The 18,476-nt window shown below is 72.3% G+C and carries 22 protein-coding genes; 14 read left to right on the top strand and 8 right to left on the bottom strand.

The window, feature by feature from the left end; genetic code table 11:
* The first annotated feature begins 50 nt into the window (after window positions 1–50).
* Window positions 51–851 carry a CPBP family intramembrane glutamic endopeptidase gene (locus tag ACFCZ1_RS25190; protein ID WP_376680520.1) on the top strand — a complete coding sequence of 267 codons (801 nt, stop codon included), beginning with the start codon at window positions 51–53 and terminating at the stop codon, window positions 849–851.
* 51 nt (window positions 852–902) lie between these two features.
* Here the strand turns inward: ACFCZ1_RS25190 and ACFCZ1_RS25185 are convergent, their stop codons facing one another.
* A complete protein-coding gene (locus ACFCZ1_RS25185) occupies window positions 903–1,724 on the bottom strand; it encodes a PhzF family phenazine biosynthesis protein (RefSeq protein ID WP_376680519.1) in 822 nt (273 codons plus the stop codon).
* 181 nt (window positions 1,725–1,905) lie between these two features.
* Here ACFCZ1_RS25185 and ACFCZ1_RS25180 point away from each other — a divergent pair, with 181 nt between their 5' ends.
* Window positions 1,906–2,526, top strand: coding sequence for a PadR family transcriptional regulator (locus ACFCZ1_RS25180; RefSeq protein WP_376680518.1), 621 nt, complete (start codon window positions 1,906–1,908; stop codon window positions 2,524–2,526).
* 141 nt (window positions 2,527–2,667) lie between these two features.
* On the opposite strand, the gene ACFCZ1_RS25175 is transcribed toward ACFCZ1_RS25180, so the two are convergent.
* The gene (locus ACFCZ1_RS25175; protein WP_376680517.1) at window positions 2,668–3,096 is read right to left on the bottom strand and encodes an SRPBCC family protein; all 429 of its coding nucleotides are present in this window, start codon (window positions 3,094–3,096) and stop codon (window positions 2,668–2,670) included.
* A gap of 172 nt (window positions 3,097–3,268) precedes the next feature.
* Here ACFCZ1_RS25175 and ACFCZ1_RS25170 point away from each other — a divergent pair, with 172 nt between their 5' ends.
* Together ACFCZ1_RS25170 and ACFCZ1_RS25165 are read left to right on the top strand one after the other, a co-directional pair.
* Entirely contained in the window at window positions 3,269–4,237 is a 969-nt protein-coding gene (locus ACFCZ1_RS25170) for a DMT family transporter (RefSeq protein ID WP_376680516.1), read from the top strand.
* A 162-nt stretch (window positions 4,238–4,399) separates the two neighbouring features.
* The gene (locus ACFCZ1_RS25165) at window positions 4,400–5,446 is read left to right on the top strand and encodes a DMT family transporter (protein ID WP_376680515.1); all 1,047 of its coding nucleotides are present in this window, start codon (window positions 4,400–4,402) and stop codon (window positions 5,444–5,446) included.
* On the opposite strand, the gene ACFCZ1_RS25160 is transcribed toward ACFCZ1_RS25165, so the two are convergent.
* Window positions 5,428–6,126 (bottom strand): pyridoxamine 5'-phosphate oxidase family protein, encoded by a 699-nt coding sequence (locus tag ACFCZ1_RS25160; RefSeq protein WP_376680514.1) that lies wholly within the window; start codon window positions 6,124–6,126, stop codon window positions 5,428–5,430. The genes ACFCZ1_RS25165 and ACFCZ1_RS25160 overlap by 19 nt on opposite strands.
* 37 nt (window positions 6,127–6,163) lie before the next feature.
* Here ACFCZ1_RS25160 and ACFCZ1_RS25155 point away from each other — a divergent pair, with 37 nt between their 5' ends.
* Window positions 6,164–7,498 (top strand): aminotransferase class I/II-fold pyridoxal phosphate-dependent enzyme, encoded by a 1,335-nt coding sequence (locus ACFCZ1_RS25155; RefSeq protein WP_376680513.1) that lies wholly within the window; start codon window positions 6,164–6,166, stop codon window positions 7,496–7,498.
* Window positions 7,499–7,541: 43 nt separating this feature from the next.
* Here the strand turns inward: ACFCZ1_RS25155 and ACFCZ1_RS25150 are convergent, their stop codons facing one another.
* The gene (locus ACFCZ1_RS25150) at window positions 7,542–7,799 is read right to left on the bottom strand and encodes a hypothetical protein (RefSeq protein WP_376680512.1); all 258 of its coding nucleotides are present in this window, start codon (window positions 7,797–7,799) and stop codon (window positions 7,542–7,544) included.
* A gap of 47 nt (window positions 7,800–7,846) precedes the next feature.
* Window positions 7,847–8,809, bottom strand: coding sequence for a DMT family transporter (locus ACFCZ1_RS25145; RefSeq protein WP_376680511.1), 963 nt, complete (start codon window positions 8,807–8,809; stop codon window positions 7,847–7,849).
* Window positions 8,810–8,883: 74 nt separating this feature from the next.
* On the opposite strand from ACFCZ1_RS25145, the gene ACFCZ1_RS25140 reads away from it, so the two are divergent.
* Complete coding sequence (locus ACFCZ1_RS25140) at window positions 8,884–9,783, top strand: LysR substrate-binding domain-containing protein (protein WP_376680510.1); 900 nt, start codon at window positions 8,884–8,886, stop codon at window positions 9,781–9,783.
* Between the two features lie 19 nt (window positions 9,784–9,802).
* On the opposite strand, the gene ACFCZ1_RS25135 is transcribed toward ACFCZ1_RS25140, so the two are convergent.
* The gene (locus tag ACFCZ1_RS25135) at window positions 9,803–10,276 is read right to left on the bottom strand and encodes a pyridoxamine 5'-phosphate oxidase family protein (protein ID WP_376680509.1); all 474 of its coding nucleotides are present in this window, start codon (window positions 10,274–10,276) and stop codon (window positions 9,803–9,805) included.
* A gap of 76 nt (window positions 10,277–10,352) precedes the next feature.
* Between ACFCZ1_RS25135 and ACFCZ1_RS25130 the strand changes: the two genes are divergently transcribed.
* The 8 genes from ACFCZ1_RS25130 to ACFCZ1_RS25095 all read left to right on the top strand — a co-directional run bounded on the left by ACFCZ1_RS25130 (window position 10,353) and on the right by ACFCZ1_RS25095 (window position 17,040).
* Window positions 10,353–10,967 (top strand): cysteine hydrolase, encoded by a 615-nt coding sequence (locus tag ACFCZ1_RS25130; protein WP_376680508.1) that lies wholly within the window; start codon window positions 10,353–10,355, stop codon window positions 10,965–10,967.
* 18 nt (window positions 10,968–10,985) lie between these two features.
* A complete protein-coding gene (locus ACFCZ1_RS25125; RefSeq protein WP_376680507.1) occupies window positions 10,986–11,831 on the top strand; it encodes a HipA family kinase in 846 nt (281 codons plus the stop codon).
* Window positions 11,828–12,211, top strand: coding sequence for a DUF3037 domain-containing protein (locus tag ACFCZ1_RS25120; protein WP_376680506.1), 384 nt, complete (start codon window positions 11,828–11,830; stop codon window positions 12,209–12,211). Before ACFCZ1_RS25125 ends, ACFCZ1_RS25120 begins: the two co-directional genes overlap by 4 nt.
* Before the next feature lie 151 nt (window positions 12,212–12,362).
* Window positions 12,363–13,124: a 3-oxoacyl-ACP reductase FabG gene (gene fabG, locus ACFCZ1_RS25115; protein ID WP_376680505.1), complete on the top strand. Its 762-nt coding sequence runs from the start codon at window positions 12,363–12,365 to the stop codon at window positions 13,122–13,124.
* A 29-nt stretch (window positions 13,125–13,153) separates the two neighbouring features.
* Window positions 13,154–13,924, top strand: coding sequence for an SDR family oxidoreductase (locus ACFCZ1_RS25110; RefSeq protein WP_376680504.1), 771 nt, complete (start codon window positions 13,154–13,156; stop codon window positions 13,922–13,924).
* A 152-nt stretch (window positions 13,925–14,076) separates the two neighbouring features.
* Window positions 14,077–15,660: an ABC transporter substrate-binding protein gene (locus tag ACFCZ1_RS25105; protein WP_376680503.1), complete on the top strand. Its 1,584-nt coding sequence runs from the start codon at window positions 14,077–14,079 to the stop codon at window positions 15,658–15,660.
* Between the two features lie 98 nt (window positions 15,661–15,758).
* The gene (locus ACFCZ1_RS25100) at window positions 15,759–16,427 is read left to right on the top strand and encodes a uracil-DNA glycosylase (protein ID WP_376680538.1); all 669 of its coding nucleotides are present in this window, start codon (window positions 15,759–15,761) and stop codon (window positions 16,425–16,427) included.
* A gap of 136 nt (window positions 16,428–16,563) precedes the next feature.
* Window positions 16,564–17,040 carry a hypothetical protein gene (locus ACFCZ1_RS25095; protein ID WP_376680537.1) on the top strand — a complete coding sequence of 159 codons (477 nt, stop codon included), beginning with the start codon at window positions 16,564–16,566 and terminating at the stop codon, window positions 17,038–17,040.
* A 30-nt stretch (window positions 17,041–17,070) separates the two neighbouring features.
* Here ACFCZ1_RS25095 and ACFCZ1_RS25090 read toward each other — a convergent pair whose 3' ends face one another.
* Window positions 17,071–17,604 carry a hypothetical protein gene (locus tag ACFCZ1_RS25090; RefSeq protein ID WP_376680502.1) on the bottom strand — a complete coding sequence of 178 codons (534 nt, stop codon included), beginning with the start codon at window positions 17,602–17,604 and terminating at the stop codon, window positions 17,071–17,073.
* A gap of 242 nt (window positions 17,605–17,846) precedes the next feature.
* Entirely contained in the window at window positions 17,847–18,371 is a 525-nt protein-coding gene (locus tag ACFCZ1_RS25085) for a DinB family protein (protein ID WP_376680501.1), read from the bottom strand.
* Window positions 18,372–18,476: the final 105 nt, after the last annotated feature.

Genomic DNA, 18,476 nt, shown 5'->3' with positions numbered 1-18,476 from the left:
AAGGGGCAGTATGGGGTGGTCGGAACGGGATCGCGGGACGGGAGTCGGGCGTGCGGGTGGAGCCGGAGCCGGTGGTCGTGGAGCTGCGCGAGGACGGGCGGCGGGGTGTCCTGCGCACGGAAACCCTGCTGGTACTGGCGCTTTCGCTGGGGGCGAGCGCGGTCTCGGCGCTGATCAGCTTCATCGGCTCGCTCACCAAGCCGGGCGGCCTGCGGGACCAGGCCGCCACCCTCAACGGCTCCTACGCGCCCGGCCGGCCCTGGCTCGACCTGGCCTGGCAGCTGTTCGGCATCGCTACCGCACTGGTCCCCGTACTGCTGGTGGCGCACCTGCTGACCCGCGAGGGCGTGCCGGGGCTGCGGACGCTCGGTTTCGACCGGACCCGGCCCGCTTGGGACCTGGGGCGGGGCGCTCTCGTGGCGGCCGGGATCGGGAGCGCCGGGCTGCTCTTCTACCTGGGGGCCCGGGCGGGCGGATTCAACCTCACGGTGGTGCCCGAGGCGCTGCCCGACGTGTGGTGGAAGTTCCCCGTGCTGATCCTCTCGGCGGTGCAGAACGCCCTGGTGGAGGAGATCATCGTGCTGGCCTACCTGCTGCGCCGACTCGGCCAGCTGGGCTGGTCGCCGATGGCCGCGCTGCTGGCCAGCTCGGTGCTGCGCGGCTCCTACCACCTCTACCAGGGCATCGGCGGCTTCATCGGCAACGTGGTGATGGGCGTCGTCTTCGTGCTGGCCTACCGCCGCTGGGGCCGGGTCGCGCCGCTCGTGGTCGCGCACGCGCTGCTCGACATCGTGGCCTTCGGCGGGTACGCGCTGCTCGCGGGCAAGGTGGGCTGGCTGCCGACGCCGTGACCGGCGGCGGGCCGGAGCCGGCCCGCCGCGGCCCCCGCGGCGGCGGGGCGGTCACGGGGCGGTGAGCAGCTCCCCGTCGAGGACGGTGACCGCGTGGCCGGTCAGCAGGGTGCGCTCGCCGGCCAGGGTCACCCGCACCAGCCCCTTGCGGGCGCCGCCCTGGAGGCCGGTGAGCTCGGTGCGGCCCAGACGCTCGGCCCAGAACGGGGCGAGCGCGGTGTGGGCGCTGCCGGTGACCGGGTCCTCGTCGATCCCGAAGGCCGGGAAGAAGCCACGGGACACGAAGTCGTACCCGAGCGAGGGATCGTCGGCCGGCGCGGTGACGATCACCCCGCGCTTGGCGAAGGCGCGCAGGGCTGCGTGGTCCGGCTCCAGTTCGCGGACGGTCTTCTCGTCGGCGAGCTCGATCAGCAGGTCCCCGATGTGGGCGGCGGTGTCGTGCACGGAGAGGATCGGCGCGCCCCCGAGGGCGTGGCCCACCGCCGCCGGAGCCTGGATCGGGGTGAGCGAGGACGTCGGGAAGTCCATGGTGATCGTCCCGTCCCCGGCCGTCTCGGCCGTGAGGACGCCGCAGCGCGCGGTGAAGCGGATCCGGCCCGTGGCGAGTCCTTCCGTCGCCAGCACGTGAGCGGTGGCGAGCGTGGCGTGGCCGCACATGTCCACCTCGGCCGCCGGGGTGAACCAGCGCAGCGCCCAGTCGGCGTCCCCGCCGGGCGGCAGGGGATGGGCGAAGGCGGTCTCGGAGAGGTTCACCTCGGACGCGACCTGCTGGAGCCAGGAGTCCGGGGGGAACCCGGTGTCGAGGAGCAGGACCCCGGCGGGGTTCCCGTGGAAGGGGCGGTCGGTGAAGGCGTCGACGATTCGGATGCGCATCCTCCGACGGTAGGGCGATTCCTTGATCGCAGACAAAGGCCAATCGGAGATGACCGGCCTTGTTCGAAGCTGTTCGCTCAGAAGGTTTCCGATATATCGTTGACGCATCGCGATGGATCACCGATAGTAAAGACATCGGACAACCGATACGACACCACGAAGTGACGAAAGGAGCGCAGTCATGCGTTCACACGGACAGCACGGACACGGCCACGGGCATGAGCACGGACGGGGCCACGACCACTGCGGGCCCGATCGTCGGGAGGGTTTCAAGGGGCGGCGTGCCGCCTTCGGCCCGTTCGGACCGCCCTTCGGCGCAGGCCCCTTCGGTGGGCGCGGCGGCCGGGGGGGACCGCGGGGCCGGGCCCGGCGCGGTGATGTGCGCGCCTCGATCCTGGCGCTGCTCGCCGACCGGCCGATGCACGGCTACGAGATGATCCAGGAGATCGGCGAGCGCAGCGGCGGGGCCTGGAAGCCCAGCCCGGGCTCGGTCTACCCGACCCTGCAGCTGCTCGAGGACGAGGGGCTCATCACCAGCGAGAGCGAGGGCGGCAAGAAGCTGTTCACGCTCACCGACGCGGGCAGCGCCGAGGCCGAGTCGGGACCGGACGCCCCGTGGGCGGATGCCGGCCGCGGCTTCGACTTCGAGGCGATGAGCGAGATCCGGACGGCCGGCTTCGGCCTGATGGAGGCCTTCGGCCAGGTCTGGAAGACCGGCACCCCCGAGCAGCGGGACAAGGCCGTCGCGGTCATCAACGACGCCCGCAAGAAGCTCTACCTGATCCTGGCCGACGAGCACTGACGACAGGCCCCCGGACCGGACGATCGACACGGCGTGCCCCGCGAGACTCTCGCGGGGCACGCCGTGTCGTGTGCGACGAGGTGCCGGGCGGGGCCGGGCGGGTCGTGGGGCGGGGCGGGTCGTGGGGCGGGGCCGTACGGGTCAGGCGACCAGGTCGGCCAGCTTGCGCAGCGACTCGTTCAGGGCGGCGGTGGCCGAGTCCTTGAGTTTGCCCGCCATCAGCGAGACGGCGGCCCCGGTGAACTCGCCGTCGATGCGGACGGTGGTGGCCGCGCCGTCCGGGATCAGGGTGTACCGGGTCAGGACTGCCACGCCCATCGGGCCCTTGCCGGTGATGGCGAAGAGGCGCTCGTCCTCCAGTTCCGAGACGGTCCAGACGACCTCGGCGGGGAAGCCCATCATCTTCATGTTCTCGGCGAAGGTGGAGCCGATCGCGAGGGTCTCCGGTCCGCCCTTCGGGAAATCGGTGTGGGTCATGCTCCACCGTCCGTACGCGTCCCAGTCCGTCAGCTGGGACCAGAGCTTCGCGGCGGACGCCTCGATGCGTGATTCCGCGGTGACTTCGGCCATGCGACCACCCCTTCTCGTCGGGCTACGTGCGGCGGAACGTAACCCCGGCCGGCGGAACATTCAATACTGACGACCTGTCAGATTTGGCGGGTCCGGCGACCCGCGATCTCGGTCGCGTCTCAACAGGTGTCACGCTCGTGACGGTCCTGACCGGCCCTGCCATGATGGCCCGATGCAAGCGTCAGGGAAGAATGCCGGACTGGGCCTCGCCCTCGTCTCGGCGGTTGCGTTCGGTGGTTCCGGAGTGGCGGCGAAACCGCTGATCGAAGCGGGTCTGGACCCCCTCCACATGGTCTGGCTCAGGGTGGCCGGGGCGGCGCTCGTGCTGTCACCGCTGGCTTGGCGTCACCGTGGCCTCGTCCTGCGCAAACCGGCGCTGATCGCGGGCTTCGGGCTGATAGCCGTCGCGGGCGTGCAGGCCTTCTACTTCGCCTCCCTGTCCAGGATCCCGGTGGGCGTGGCCCTGCTGCTGGAGTACCTGGGCCCGGCGCTGCTGCTCGGCTGGATCCGATTCGTCCAGCGCAAGCCCGTGACGCGCGGCGCCGCCGCCGGTGCCGCCGTGGCGGTCGTGGGCCTGGCCTGCGTGGTCGAGATCTGGGCGGGCCTGCGGCTGGACCTGCTCGGCGTGCTGTTCGGCCTCTGCGCGGCCTGCTGCCAGGCCTTCTACTTCGTTTTCGCGGACCAGGGGGCCGACGGCGACGACGTGCCCGACCCGCTCGGGGTGATTGCGTACGGGATGATCGTCGGCACGCTGGTCATGACGGTGGTCGCCCGGCCCTGGGAGATGGACTGGCAGGTGCTCGGCGGGCAGGCGGCCGTGGGCGGGTCGACGGTGCCCGCACCGGTGCTGCTCGGCTGGGTGGTGCTGGTGGCGACCGTCTTCGCCTACCTGACCGGCGTGGTCTCGGTGCGCAAGCTCTCGCCGCAGGTCGCGGGCGTGGTGGCCTGCCTGGAGGCGGTGGTGGCCACCGTGCTGGCCTGGATCCTGCTCGGCGAACACCTCTCGACGTGGCAGATCGTCGGCGGTGGCCTGGTGCTGGGCGGTGCCTTCATCGCGCAGTCCTCCAGGCAGGCCCCGGCGATCGCCCCGGCGGCCGCGGCGGACCCGGCCGTGCTGGACCGCGAGCCCACGACGGCATAAGGTGCTGGTCATGCTTTCGACCGTGCTTTCGCCGCCCGCCGCCTAGCGCGGGCGGCACCTCCTCGAACGAGACCCCTGCCCGGGGAGTTCCCGGGCGGGTGCGCGCTGCCCGCGAAGCGATGACCTGCTCTTTTCATCCTTCACGCATGCGCGGAGACACACGTGTCGAACCATTCGCCCGCTGCCGGGCGCAGTCTGCTGTACCTCGTCATCGCCGGAGCCGCCTGGGGCACCGCCGGCGCGGCCGCCTCGCTCCTCTTCCTCGCCAGTGACCTCGGTCCGCTCGCCCTGTCGTTCTGGCGGTGCGCGGGCGGGCTCGTGGTACTGCTGGGGGTCCTGGCCGTCCGCCGGTCCCGGCCCGGTTCCCGCTCCGGCCGCGGGCGGACGTGGCCGTCGGCCGGCTCCCTGATCACGACCGGGCTGCTGTTCACCCTCTTCCAGGCCGCGTACTTCGCCGCCGTGCGCGAGACCGGCCTCGCCGTCGGGACGGTGGTCACCCTCGGTGCCGGGCCCGTGCTGATCGCGCTCGGGGCGCGGTACTGGATGGGCGAGCGGCTCGGCCGGGGCGGCGCGGCCGCCGTCGTGGGGGCGCTGGCCGGGCTGGCCGTGCTGGTGCTGGGCAGCGGTGGCGGTGAGGTGCGCCCGCTCGGCGTCCTCTGGGCGCTGCTGTCGGCCGCCGGATACGCGGCGATGACCCTGCGGGCGCGGTCGCTCGGGCGGCGCGGAGCGGGCGGCGACCCCCTGGTCACCACCACCTGGTCGGTCGCGGTGGGAGCGGTGTGCCTGCTGCCGCTGGCCGCCGTCGAAGGGCTGCTGCCGCACACCGCCGAGCTCGGGCGGGTGCTGTGGCTGCTGCTGTACGTCGCGACCGTGCCGACGGCGCTGGCGTACGCGCTCTACTTCACCGGAGCCGCCGCCGTGCGGGCCGCCACCGTGTCCGTGATCATGCTGATCGAACCGGTCAGCGCGGCCGTGATCGCCGTCCTGCTGCTCGGGGAGCGGCTGACCGGCGCCGTGGTGCTGGGCACCGCACTGCTGCTCACGGCCGTGGGGGCCCTGATCGCGGCGGAGCGGCGACGCCCGGCGGACGTGGCCGGTGACGGGCCCGGGAACGGGCCGGCCGACGGGTTGGCCGACGGCCCGGCCGAGGGGCCGGGGACGCGGCCCGCCCCCGGGCCCGTCCTGTCGGGTCAGAGCGCCGCGAGGTAGTCCGGGGTGGCGGTCCCGGGGGCCAGGTCGGCCGCCGGGACCGGCGTCCCGTACACGGGGGCGACCGGGACCACGCCCGCCCAGTAGGGCAGCCCCAGGTCCTCGGCGTCGTCGTTCGGCCCGCCCGTGCGGAGCTTCGCGGACACCTCGGTCAGGTCCAGCCGGATCACCGCGGTGGCGGCGAGCTCCTTGGCGCTGGCCGGCCGGGAGTCGGCGGAGCGGCCCGGGACCACGTGGTCGACGAGGGCGTCCAGGGCGATCCGGCACTCCTCCTCGTCCGTGACCTGGTACGCGGTGCCGTGCACGACCACCGAGCGGTAGTTGAGCGAGTGGTGGAACGCCGAGCGGGCCAGCACCAGGCCGTCCACATGGGTCACGGTCACGCAGACCGGCAGGCCCGGGTCGGCCCGGCCGGCCGCGAGCAGCGGGCGGGAGCCGGTGGAGCCGTGGATGTAGAGCGCCTCGCCGACCCGGCCGAAGAGCGTGGGCAGGACCACCGGCGCCCCGTCGCGGACGAAGCCGAGGTGGCAGATGTAGGCCTGGTCGAGTATCGAGTGCACCGTCTCGCGGTCGTAGCGGGCGCGCTCGCGGGAGCGGGTCGGCACCGTGCGGTCCGTGGGCTCGTAGGCGGTCGAGGTGGCCGGCTCGGTCGTGGCGGGCGAAGCGGGCGAGGCGGTCATGATGCGGACTCCGTTGTACTAGTGCATACTCTGGTTTGTGCTAGGAGACTATCGAATCACAGGGCGTCGCGCATCGGATATCGCGGCGAGCGTCGAAGCGGGCGTGGGGGCGGGCGCGCTCGCGCCGGGAGCGCTGCTGCCGCCGATGCGCGAGCTGGCCGCGGAGCTGGGGGTGAACCCCAACACCGTGGCGGCCGCGTACCGGACGCTGCGCGAGCGCGGGGTCATCGAGACCGACGGGCGGCGCGGCAGCCGGGTCCGGGCCCGGCCGTCGAGCGCGCCCCGGGACGCCCTGCGGATGGCGGTGCCGGCGGGCGTACGGGACATCACGGAGGGCAATCCGGACGTGTCGCTGCTCCCCGCGCTGGACGGGGCGCTGGCGGCGGCCGCCCGGCGGTACGCGCAGGCGCCGACCCTCTACGGGCAGGACCCGGTCGTACCGGAGCTGGCGCGGCTTGCCCGGGCCGATCTCGACGCGGACGGGGTTCCGGCCGGGCCGGTGGCGGTGACCTCGGGCGCCCTGGACGGCATCGAACGGGTGCTGGCCGCCCATCTGCGGCCGGGGGACGCGGTCGCGGTCGAGGATCCGGGCTGGGGGAGCGTGCTGGACCTGGTGCCGGCGCTCGGCCTGAGGGTGCTGCCGGTGGCGGTGGACGACGAAGGGCCCCGTGCGGACGCGGTGGAGCGGGCCCTGGAGGCCGGTGCGCGGGCGCTGGTGGTGACCTCGCGGGCGCAGAACCCGACCGGGGCCGCGGTGAGCGGGGCGCGGGCCGGGGAACTGCGGGAGCTGCTGGCGCGCCACCCCGGGGTACTGGTGATCGACGACGACCACGGGCACGGGATCGTGGATCTGCCGCTGCATCCGCTGGGCGGGGTCACCCGGCACTGGGCGCTGGTGCGGTCCACGGCGAAGGCGTACGGGCCGGACCTGCGGCTGGCGGTGCTGACGGGCGACGCGGTGACGCTGGACCGGGTGCGGGGACGGCAGCGGCTGGGCCCGGGATGGGTGAGCCGGCTGCTGCAGTACGCGGTGGTCGAGCTGTGGACCTCGGGCGTGGTGGACCGGGCCGCGGTGGCCCGCTCGTACGGGGAACGACGGGACGCGCTGGTCGGTGCGCTGCGGGAGCGGGGTGTGGCGGCGCACGGGCGGAGCGGGATGAACGTGTGGGTGCCGGTGGCCGACGAGACGGGTGTGGTGACGAGGCTGCTGGCGGCGGGCTGGGCGGTGACCGCCGGCGCCCGGTTCCGCGTCGAGGCGGGACCGGGCGTGCGGCTGACGGTGTCACAGCTGTCGCTGCCGGAGGTGCCCGGCCTGGCCGACGCCGTGGCCGCGGCGGTCCGGCCGGGGACGACGGGGGTCCGGTACGTCTGACCGCGGTTCCGGCCGGTCGCAGCACCGGCCGGCCGGGGGTGGGTCAGGCGAGTTCGAGCAGCCCGCCGAGGATGAGGACGCATCCGCACAGGGCGATCACCGTGCCGAGGAGACGGTGGAGGCGGGCTGACATCCGGCGCTGCACCGGGCTGAAGTCGCCCCGGGCGTGCATGCGCAGTTCGGCGTTGCTGTCGCCCCAGCGCTCCAGTGAGGCGGCCGAACCCCGTACGTTGAAGGCGATCCAGCCGCCGGGGACGGCGCAGGCCAGGCCGAACGTCAGCAGGACGGCAGCGGTGCTCATGTGGTTTCCCCCGGGACGTGTGGTGATCGCCCGGACGGTAGCAGGCGTCAGGCGGGCTTGCCGGGGGCGGGGCGGGTCTGGGTGAGGGCGGCGCCCGCCAGGACGATCGCGGCGCCGACCGGGGTGTTCCAGTGGAGCTGTTCGCCGAGGACCAGGACGCCCGCCGTGGTGGCGATGACCGGGATGAAGTACGTGACCATCTGGGCGGTGGTCGGGCCGACCTCCGAGACCAGGCCGTACTGCATCTGGAGGGCCATGCCCGTGCCGAGGGCGCCCAGGGCGATCACCGACAGGGTCGGCCACAGCGGGAACGAGGCCGGGGCCGAGGTGAACAGGGCGCTGATGAGCCCGAGCTGGAGCGTGGAGACCATGAGCTGGCCGCCGGTCAGGGCGACCGGGGAGCCCGGGGTCCCGGCCAGCGTACGGCGGACGTAGATCCAGCCGATGGGGTAGCAGAGCGAGGCCAGCAGGGCGAAGGCGGTGCCCTTCGCGTCGACCCCGGAGAACCCCTGCCAGGCGCCGAGGACGGTGAGGACCCCGAGGAAGCCCAGGCCCAGGCCGGCGAAGCGGCGCCGCGTCGGGCGGTCCTCGGACAGGGCGACCAGGGACAGCGCCATCCCCCACAGCGGGGAGGTGGCGTTGCAGATGCCGGCCAGGCTGGAGGGGATGCTCAGCTCCGCGTAGGCGAAGAGGGAGAACGGGGCGGTGTTGAGCAGCAGCGCCGCCACGCTCAGGTGGCCCCAGGTGCGCAGCCCCCGCGGCAGCGGCTCGCGCCGGACGAGGAGCACGGCGAGGAGGGCGAGCGCGCCGAACATGACCCGGCCCATCGCCACCTGGAAGGGCGCGTACGCCTCCGTGCCCACCTTGATCAGCAGGAAGCTGAAGCCCCAGACGACCGAGAGGATCGCGAAGCGGAGGCGCCAGTCCAGGAGGACGCCCCGCCGGGTGGTCGTGGTGGGGGTCGGCGAAGGGGCCGTGAGGGTGGGTCGGGGGGCCGTGGGTGCGCTCATGGCCCTTACTCTGCTCCCGCCGATCTCGTAGGACAAGCGAGACTTTCTCAGAGTGACGACGTAGCATCACTTACATGTTGAACCTGGAGCGGCTGCGTACCCTCGACGCCCTCGCCCGCCACGGCTCGGTCAGCGGCGCTGCCGACGGTCTCCACGTCACCACCTCCGCCGTGTCCCAGCAGATGGCCAAGCTGGAGCGCGAGGTCGGCCAGCCCCTGCTGGCCAAGAACGGGCGCGGGGTCCGGCTCACCGACGCCGGGCGGCTGCTCGCCGATCACGCGGCCCGGATCATCTCCCAGGTGGAGCTCGCCCAGGCAGATGTCGAGGCCCAGCGGGGCTGCGCCGTCGGAGAGCTCCGCATCGGGGCATTCCCGACGGCGATGCGCGGACTGCTGCCGCAGGCCCTGTCCGCCCTGCGCGACGGTCATCCGGACCTGCGGGCGCTGGTGCGCGAGCAGGAGCCCGAGGAGAGCATGGCCGCGGTGGTGCGCGGGGACCTCGACCTGGCGCTGGCCATCGACTGGTACAACAAGCGCATGCCGGTGCCCGCCGAACTCACCCGGACGCACCTGCTGGACGACTCCGTCGACATCGCGGTCCCGGCCGGCCACCGGCTGGCCGACCGGACCGGGATCTCCCTCGCCGAGTTCGCCGACGACGACTGGATCTCCTGGAACGAGGGACAGTTCTGCCACGAGTGGCTGGTCTTCACCCTCCGCGGTACGGGAATCGAGCCGCGCATCACCCACATCGCCGAGGAGCACCACACCCAGCTGGCTTTCGTGGAGGCCGGGCTCGGGGTGTGCGTGGCGCCGAAGCTGGGCCGCGGCCCGGTGCCGCCCGGGGTCCGGCTGCTGCCCGTCTGCGACTCGGTACGCCGTCACGTGTACGCGGTCTGGCGTGCGGACGCCGACCGCCGGCCCTCCATCCGCGCCGCCGTCGACGCGCTGCGGCAGGCCGCCGCCGCGCTCTGAGCCCACCCCCGGGCCCTGCCTAAAGCTTGCGGAAGTCCCACGAGACGACCGACTCGGGGGTCAGGCGGATCCAGGCGTGCCGTCCGTCGTGCGGCATCTGCTCGACGCCGAAGTTCTTGGCCGGGAAGATCCGTTCGGCCTCGGCCAGCTCCGGGCACGGTTCGCCGGTGCGCGGGGCCTCGCCGACGAAGACGGCGCTGCCGGACAGCTCGACCCCGCGCAGCTCGTCGTAGGACTCGCCGGAGTCCACGACCACCGAGATCCGAGGATCCCCGTGCAGGTCGGACCAGCGCCGGCTGCGCGTGATCGAGTACAGCCACAGCGAGGTGCCGTCCCAGGCGAACCACAGGGCGCCCACGTGCGGGCGCCCGTCCGGGGAGACCGTGGCCACCCGGCAGGTGCGCTGCTCGCGCAGGAAGGCGTCCACCTCCTCGTCGCTCATCATGATGCGGCGGCCCCGCCGCTGGGCCCTGTCCCCGCGTGTCCCGTCCATCCGTCCCGCGCCCCTTCACATCTGACTGTGTGTCAGGAATCATGCGGGGTCGATGGCCGTCACGCCAGGGGGAGTCATGCCGGATCTCGACAACGCCACCACGGCGCTGCTCACCGTCGAATGCCAGAACGGCGTCGTCGGCGGGGAGAGCGCCCTGCCCGAGCTCGCGAAGGAGGCCCGTGACTCCGGGATGCTCGGGCGGGTGGCGGCGCTCGCCGACGCCGCGCGGGGGGCCGGGGTGCAAGTGCTGCACGCGGTCGCGGAGCGGCGGCCGGACGGCCGCGGGGCGAACACCAACGCACGCCTGTTCCGCGCCGCCGGGAAGCTGCCCGTGCGCCAGCTCTCCGGAAGCCCGGCGGTGGAGGTCGCGGCCCCCATCGTCGTGGCCGAACAGGACCTGGTGGTCCGGCGGCTGCACGGGCTCTCCCCGATGGCCGGCACCGACCTCGACGCCCTGCTGCGCAACCTCGGCATCCGCACCCTCGTCGTCACCGGGGTGTCCTCCAACATCGCCATTCCGAACACCGTCTTCGACGCCGTGAACCACGGCTACCGGGTCGTGGTCCCGGCCGACGCCATCGCCGGGGTGCCCGCCTCCTGCACCGGCGAGGTGATCCGCAACTCCCTCTCGCTGGTGGCCGCCATCACCACCACCGAAGCGCTGCTCATGCAGTGGGCTCCCGCGCCCTGACCGCCGTAACCTGGGCGGATGCTGTCCGAAGTGATCGCGACCCGTTACGTCACGCCGCTGCGTGAGGGCGGCTCGCTCCCGGGGATCGTCGAGGCCGACGACCTCGGTACCTACGTCATGAAATTCACCGGAGCCGGCCAGGGCCGCAAGACCCTGGTCGCCGAAGTCATCTGCGGGCGCCTCGCCCAGCGGCTGGGCCTGCGGGTCCCGCGGCTGGTGCAGATGCAGCTCGACCCCGTGATCGGGCTCGGCGAGCCCGACCAGGAGGTCCAGGAACTGCTCAAGGCCAGCGGCGGGCTCAACCTCGGTATGGACTACCTGCCCGGGTCGATCGGCTTCGATCCGCTCGCCTACCAGGTGGACCCGGCCGAGGCGGGACGCGTGGTCTGGTTCGACGCCCTGATCAACAACGTCGACCGGTCCTGGCGCAACCCCAACATGCTCGTCTGGCACGGGGACCTGTGGCTCATCGACCACGGCGCCACCATGATCTGGCACCACAACTGGCCCACCGCCGAGGACGCCGCCGCGAAGCCGTACAACGCCTCCGACCACGTACTGGCCCCCGTCGGGCCGGACATCGCGGCGGCCGCCGCCGCCCTCGCGCCGCTGGTCACCGAGGAACTGCTCACCGAGGTCGCCGCGGACGTCCCGGACGAATGGCTGGTCGACGAGCCCGGCTTCGACTCCACCGACGCGCTGCGCCGCGCCTATGTGGAGGCACTGCTGCCGCGCGCGGCCACGATCCACGAGAGGATCTCGATGGAGGCGGAGGTGAAGGCTCCGCAGAAGCCGCCGGGCTGGCTCACCGAGCACCTGACGGAATGGCCCCACAAGACCAAGAAGAAGAGCGACGGCGAGTGACCAAGCGGGACGTGTTCGAGTACGCGCTGGTGCGCGTGGTGCCCCGGATGGAGCGCGGCGAGTGCTTCAACGCCGGCGTGATCGTCTACTGCCGGGCGCGGTCGTACGTGGCGGCGCGCACCCATCTGGACGAGGCGAAGCTGCTGGCGCTGGATCCCGGGGCCGACGTGGCCGGGGTGCGGGCCGCGCTGCACGGGGTGCAGGGCGTGTGTACGGGCGGCGAGTCCGCCGGTCAGGCGGCGGGTGACGACGCGGGGCGGCGGTTCCGGTGGCTGATCGCGCCGCGCAGCACGGTGGTGCAGCCGGGGCCGGTGCACACCGGCCTGACGGCCGATCCCGCCGCCGAGGTGGAGCGGCTGCTGGACCTGCTGGTCCGCTGACCGGGTTCCCCGTCGGCGTCCGTGGCGCCGACGGGCCCGGATCCGCCACCGTTGACACGGAGTGTCATGGCTCCTAGCGTCTCCTCAGCTGAAGCTACTAAGCGGTTGCTCACCTCTGGGCGACCGCCTCTCAAGGGCGAGGAGATCCAGCATGTCCACCACCGAGCAGCGCGTAGCGATCGTGACCGGGGCGGCCCGGGGCATCGGCGCGGCCACCGCCCTACGGCTGGCCGCCGAGGGCCGGGCCGTCGCCGTACTCGACCTCGACGAGGCGGCCTGCAAGGACACCGTGGAGGCGATCACGGCGGCCGGCGGCAAGGCCGTGGCGGTCGGCTGCGACGTTTCCGACGGCGCGCAGGTGGAAGCGGCCGTCGCACGCGTCGCCGACGAGCTCGGCGCCCCCACCATCCTGGTCAACAACGCGGGAGTGCTGCGCGACAACCTGCTCTTCAAGATGAGTGAGACCGACTGGGACACGGTCATGAACGTCCACCTGCGCGGTGCGTTCCTGATGTCGAAGGCCTGTCAGAAGTACATGGTGGAGGCCAAGTTCGGCCGCATCGTGAACCTGTCCAGCAGCTCGGCGCTCGGCAACCGCGGCCAGGTCAACTACTCCGCCGCCAAGGCGGGTCTGCAGGGCTTCACCAAGACCCTGGCCATCGAGCTCGGCAAGTTCGGCGTCACCGCCAACGCCGTCGCCCCCGGCTTCATCGTCACCGAGATGACCGCCCAGACGGCCGCCCGCGTCGGCATGGGCTTCGAGGACTTCCAGGCGGCCGCCGCCACCCAGATCCCCGTCCAGCGCGTCGGGCGCCCGGACGACATCGCCAACGCCATCGCCTTCTTCACGGGCGAGGCCGCCGGCTTCGTTTCCGGCCAGGTCATGTACGTGGCCGGCGGCCCGCTCAACTGACGAGTCCACGAGAGGCAGGGCGTACGGCCATGACGGACAGCAAGGAACACGGCATCGACAGCGGCAAGGTCGCACTGATCACTGGGGCGAGCCGGGGCATCGGCTACGGCGTCGCCGAGGCGCTGCTCGCGCGCGGCGACCGGCTCTGCATCACCGGGCGCAACGAGGACGCCCTCAAGGAGGCCGTCGAGCGGCTCGGGGCCGACCGGGTGATCGGGGTGGCCGGAAAGGCGCACGACGAGGCCCACCAGGCCGTCGCCGTCGAGCGCACCATGGAGGCCTTCGGCCGCGTGGACTTCCTGGTGAACAACGCGGGCACCAATCCGGTCTTCGGTCCGATCGCGGACCTGGACCTCGGGGTCGCGCGCAAGGTCTTCGAGACCAATGTGATCTCGGCGCTCGGCTTCGCCCAGCAGACCTGGCACGCCTGGCAGAAGGACAACGGCGGGGCGATCGTGAACATCGCCTCCATCGCGGGCGTCTCCGCCTCGCCCTTCATCGGCGCCTACGGGATGAGCAAGGCGGCCATGATCAACCTCACGCTCCAGCTCGCCCACGAGATGGCGCCCGGGGTCCGGGTCAACGCGATCGCCCCCGCGGTGGTCAAGACGAAGTTCGCGCAGGCGCTCTACGAGGGCCGGGAGCAGGAGGCCTCGGCCGCCTATCCGCTCGGCCGGCTCGGGGCCCCGGAGGACATCGGAGGGGCCGCCGCGTTTCTTACATCTGCACAAGCGGAATGGATCACGGGGCAAACTCTCGTCGTCGACGGGGGAATGTTCCTCAATGCCGGTGTGCACTGACCGATAATCGGACGAATTTGCCCCTGAAGGGGAGGCAAATGTGTACCGAATAGGCACGGAACCGGTCAAGTGCCCCACGAAACCAACCCATTGGATTTGTGGGGCACTGCGGTAGGGTCTGCCGCACCCCTGGCTGATCGAGGAGCGTGCACGTGTTCAACCGGACCAGATGCCTGCAGATCACTGCGGCCCTTGCGTCCATATCCCTGCTCGCCGGTTGCGGCCTGCTCTCGGATGAGGGCGCCGACGAAGCGAAGCGGATCGTCGTCGGTACGACGAGCGCACCGAGCACCCTCGATCCCGCAGCGGCGTGGGACGGCTCCTGGGAGCTGTACCGGAACGTCTACCAGACTCTGCTGGCCTTCCCCACGGGCGCCACCAAGCCCCAGCCGGACGCCGCCCAGAGCTGCGAGTTCACGGATGCCGCGAACGAGTCGTACCGGTGCACCCTGCGCAAGGGCCTGAAATTCTCCAACGGGGAGCCGCTCGACGCCAAGGCGGTCAAGCACTCCCTGGACCGGATCCGGACCATCGGCTCCAAGGTCGGCCCCAAGGACCTCTTCGGCAGCCTCGACAAGATCGAGACCCCGGACGCCCTGACCGTCGTCTTCCACCTGAACACCCCGGACGCCACCTTCCCCCTCGTCCTCGGCTCGCCGGCCGCCTCGCTGGTCGCGCCCAAGGAGTACCCGGCCGACAAGGTCCGCGAGGACGGCAAGGTCACCGGTTCCGGCCCGTACGTGCTCGACTCGTACAAGGAGGGCTCCGAGGCCGTCCTCGGCAACAACGCGAGCTACGCGGGCTTCGCCAACCGCCGCAACAACGGCGTGACCATCCGCTACTTCGCGGACTCCACGACGATGCTCGCCTCCCTCAAGGCCAAGGAGATCGACGCCACCTACCGAGGCCTGTCGGCCGCGGAGATCCGGGACCTGCAGACCCCCGAGTCGCACGCGGCGGGCGTCCAGGTCGTCGAGAACGTCGGCGCCGAGATCCGCTACCTCGTCTTCAACCCGAAGGACCCGGTGGTCGCCAAGCTCCCGGTCCGCCAGGCCATCGCCCAGATCGTCGACCGCGGGGTGCTCGTCTCCAAGGTCTACCAGGGCACCGCCGAGCCCCTGTACTCGATGGTTCCCAAGGGGGTCGTCGGCCACAAGACGCCGTTCTACGACAAGTACGGCCACGCGGACGTCGCCAAGGCCAAGAAGATCCTCAAGGACGCCGGCATCACCCAGCCGGTCGAGCTGACCCTCTGGTACACCACGGACCGGTACGGCTCCTCCACCGCCGACGAGTTCACCGAGCTCAAGCGCCAGCTGGACGAGAGCCTGCTCTTCAAGGTCACCCTGCGCAGCCAGCCCTGGAAGGCCTTCCAGGAGGGCTACAAGGGCCAGGAGTACCCGATCTTCGGCCGCGGCTGGTTCCCCGACTTCCCGGACCCGGACAACTTCATCGCGCCGTTCATCGGCAAGGAGAACGCGGTCGGCACCCCGTACGAGCCCACCGAGATCCTGACCGACCTGCTGCCGAAGACCCGCCGCGAGGGCGACCGCTCGGCCGGCGTCCACGAGTTCGAGCGGGCGCAGCAGATCTTCGCCGAGGACGTCAGGCTGCTGCCCCTGTGGCAGGGCAAGCTGTACGTCGTCTCGCGCGACGACATCGCGGGCGCCGAGCGGGCGCTGGACCCGCAGACCGTCATGCAGATGTGGGAGTTCTACCGCAAGACCAGCTGGTAGCCGCCCCCGACTCGGGCGGCTGAGGCGTTGTCAGTGGTCCCCGGTAGGTTCTGAGCAGTTGAACCGAACTTGTACCGGAGGTTGTCGCCGTGACCCAGATGCTGCCCGAGTCCTGGCTCCCCGTCCTCGGCGGGGAGCTGGACCAGCCCTACTTCAGGGAACTCGCGGAGTTCGTCGAGAAGGAGCGGGCGAACGGGCCGGTCTACCCGCCCCGCGAGCAGGTCTTCGCGGCCCTGGAGGCCACTCCCTTCGAGCAGGTCAAGGTGCTGGTCCTCGGCCAGGACCCGTACCACGGCGCCGGGCAGGGCCACGGCCTGTGCTTCTCCGTCCAGCCCGGGGTCAAGACCCCGCCCTCGCTCCGCAACATCTACAAGGAGATGAAGGAGGAGCTGGGCCTGCCCGTCCCGGACAACGGGTACCTGATGCCGTGGGCGCGCCAGGGCGTCCTGCTGCTCAACGCGGTGCTCACCGTCCGTGAGGCCGAGCCCAACTCGCACAAGGGCCAGGGGTGGGAGAAGTTCACCGACGCGGTGATCCGCTCCGTGTCCGAGCGCCCCGACCCGGCCGTCTTCGTGCTGTGGGGGGCCTACGCGCAGAAGAAGATCCCGCTGATCGACGAGGAGCGGCACGTGATCGTCAAGGGCGCGCACCCCTCCCCCCTGTCGGCCAAGAAGTTCTTCGGCTCCCGGCCCTTCACGCAGATCAACGAGGCCATCGCCGCCCAGGGCCATGAGCCGATCGACTGGCGGATCCCGGACCTGGGCTGACGGCCCACCGCGCCTCGGCCCCAATGCCGGTGCCTCCGGCTAGCTTCTTGACGATCAGACCGGAGCAGGTCTGGCGCAGAACAAGCCGGAGGCCGCGGTGACGGAGCAGCAGCAGGAGGCGTCGGAGGACGCCGTCATGACCAGGATCGGCCAGGCGGTCATCCTGCTGCACGCCGGGGACCGCGAGGAGGCCCGCAACCGGCTCGGCGCGATCTGGTCCGAGATCGGCGAGGAGGGCCACTCCCTCCACCGGTGCACGCTCGCCCACTACATGGCCGACGCCCAGGACGACCCCGCCGACGAACTGGCCTGGGACCTGAGGGCCCTCGGCGCGGCCGAGGAGCTCCGGGCGGTGCCGCCCGCCCACCGGGAGCCGCATCAGGCGATGCGCGTGTTCTACCCGTCCCTGCACCTCAGTCTGGCCGCCGACTACGTGAAGCTCCAGCGGCCGGAGGCGGCCCGGGTCCACCTGACGCGGGCCCGCGCCGCCACGGGCGCGCTGCCCGACGACGGCTACGGGAACGGCGTACGGGACGCCATCGCCCGGCTGGAGCGGCGGCTCGCGGCGGAACCGGGCGGGGACCCCAGGCCGTTCCCGGAACAGTCCCCCTGATCGGGGAAGGCCCGTTCCCCCTTGAGCGGATCAGTCCCCGTGGAGGCCCGCGCAGATGCGGGCCTCGGGGCTGTCCGGGTGCCAGCGCCCGTGCCGGCGGCCCAGCGCGCACACGTCGGCGGGCCGTACCGGCAACTCCCGCACCAGCTCACGTTCCACCGCGGCGCCGGGCCGCGCGCCGTGCGGGCGGCCGCCCTGACGGCCGGCGGCGGGTTCGGCGGGCCTGTGCGGCTCCGGGATGTCCGGCACCGGCGGCGCGGCCTCCAGGGGCCCACCGGGGGCGCCCTGGGCGGTGCGCTCGGCGGACCGTGCGGCGGGGGCGGGGCCCGCGGGCCGCGCCGGCTCCTCCGGGGCCGCCTCCAGTGCCTCCAGGGCAGGTGCCCGGACGATCACCGGCGCGGCTCCCGGACCACCGCGCGGTTGGTGGCGTGGCGGCAGCCCCGCCGAGGGAGCCGCCGCCCCCGGCTGCCCGGGGGCGGGGCTCACATGCACACAGCCGGAGACCGCCGAGACGGCACAGGCGACTCCGAGCAGCAGCTTCGTCGTGGTTCGGGTTCGATGCACCCGCGCAACTCTGCTCTGCCAGGACCACGTTGCGAAAACCCGCGGCCCAAATTCACCCCGCACGGGTGACGGAACACCCGCCAAGGGCGGTCCCGTCATCCCCGGCGGGTCGGCGCACGGAGCCGGACGCGGTGCGTCGCACGGCGGAGGGGCGCCCCCGTACCGCGCGCGACCGGGCGCTCCGGCGACGCGACGCGTGCCGTGGCCGGCGCCGTGCGCCCGCCCGGGATCGCGGGGCGCCTTCAGTCGCCGGTGGCTCCGTCTATCTGCTCGCGCAACAGGTCCGCGTGGCCGTTGTGGCGCGCGTACTCCTCGATCATGTGGGTGTACACCCAGCGCAGGCTGAACACCTCGCCCCGGTGGTGGCTCTCGGCGTCCGACAGTTGGTCCAGCGACCGGCCGGCGGCGGCCTGGCGCGCCAGCTCGACCTCGGTCTGCCACACCTGCTCCACCTCGGCCCAGGTGTCCTTGTCGGTGAAGTGGAAGTCTCCGTCCGGGTCCTCGTTCGTGCAGTACAGCTCGGGAAGGTCCTCGCCGAGCATGATCTCCCGGAACCAGTACCGCTCCACCTCGGCCATGTGCCGTACGAGGCCCAGCAGGCTCAGTTCCGAGGGCGGGAGCGCGCTGTGGCGCAGCTGCTCGTCCTGGAGCCCCTCGCACTTCCAGGCGAGGGTGGCGCGGTGGTAGTCGAGCCAGCCGTCCAGCATCCCGCGCTCGTCGGCGGTGGGGGAGGGCTCGATGCGATGTGATCCAGAACTGGTGGTCATGGGGACATCCTCGGTGAACACGGCCCCCGCCACCAGGGATTAAGCCCGGATCGCCCGCAGGACCTAAGCTGCCTGAGTCCCACAAGGAACGAAACTGGAGGCTCC

Source organism: Streptomyces sp. NPDC056224 (assembly GCF_042267665.1).
Classification (GTDB): Bacteria; Actinomycetota; Actinomycetes; order Streptomycetales; family Streptomycetaceae; genus Streptomyces.
This window is presented reverse-complemented; position numbering and strand designations above follow the sequence as displayed.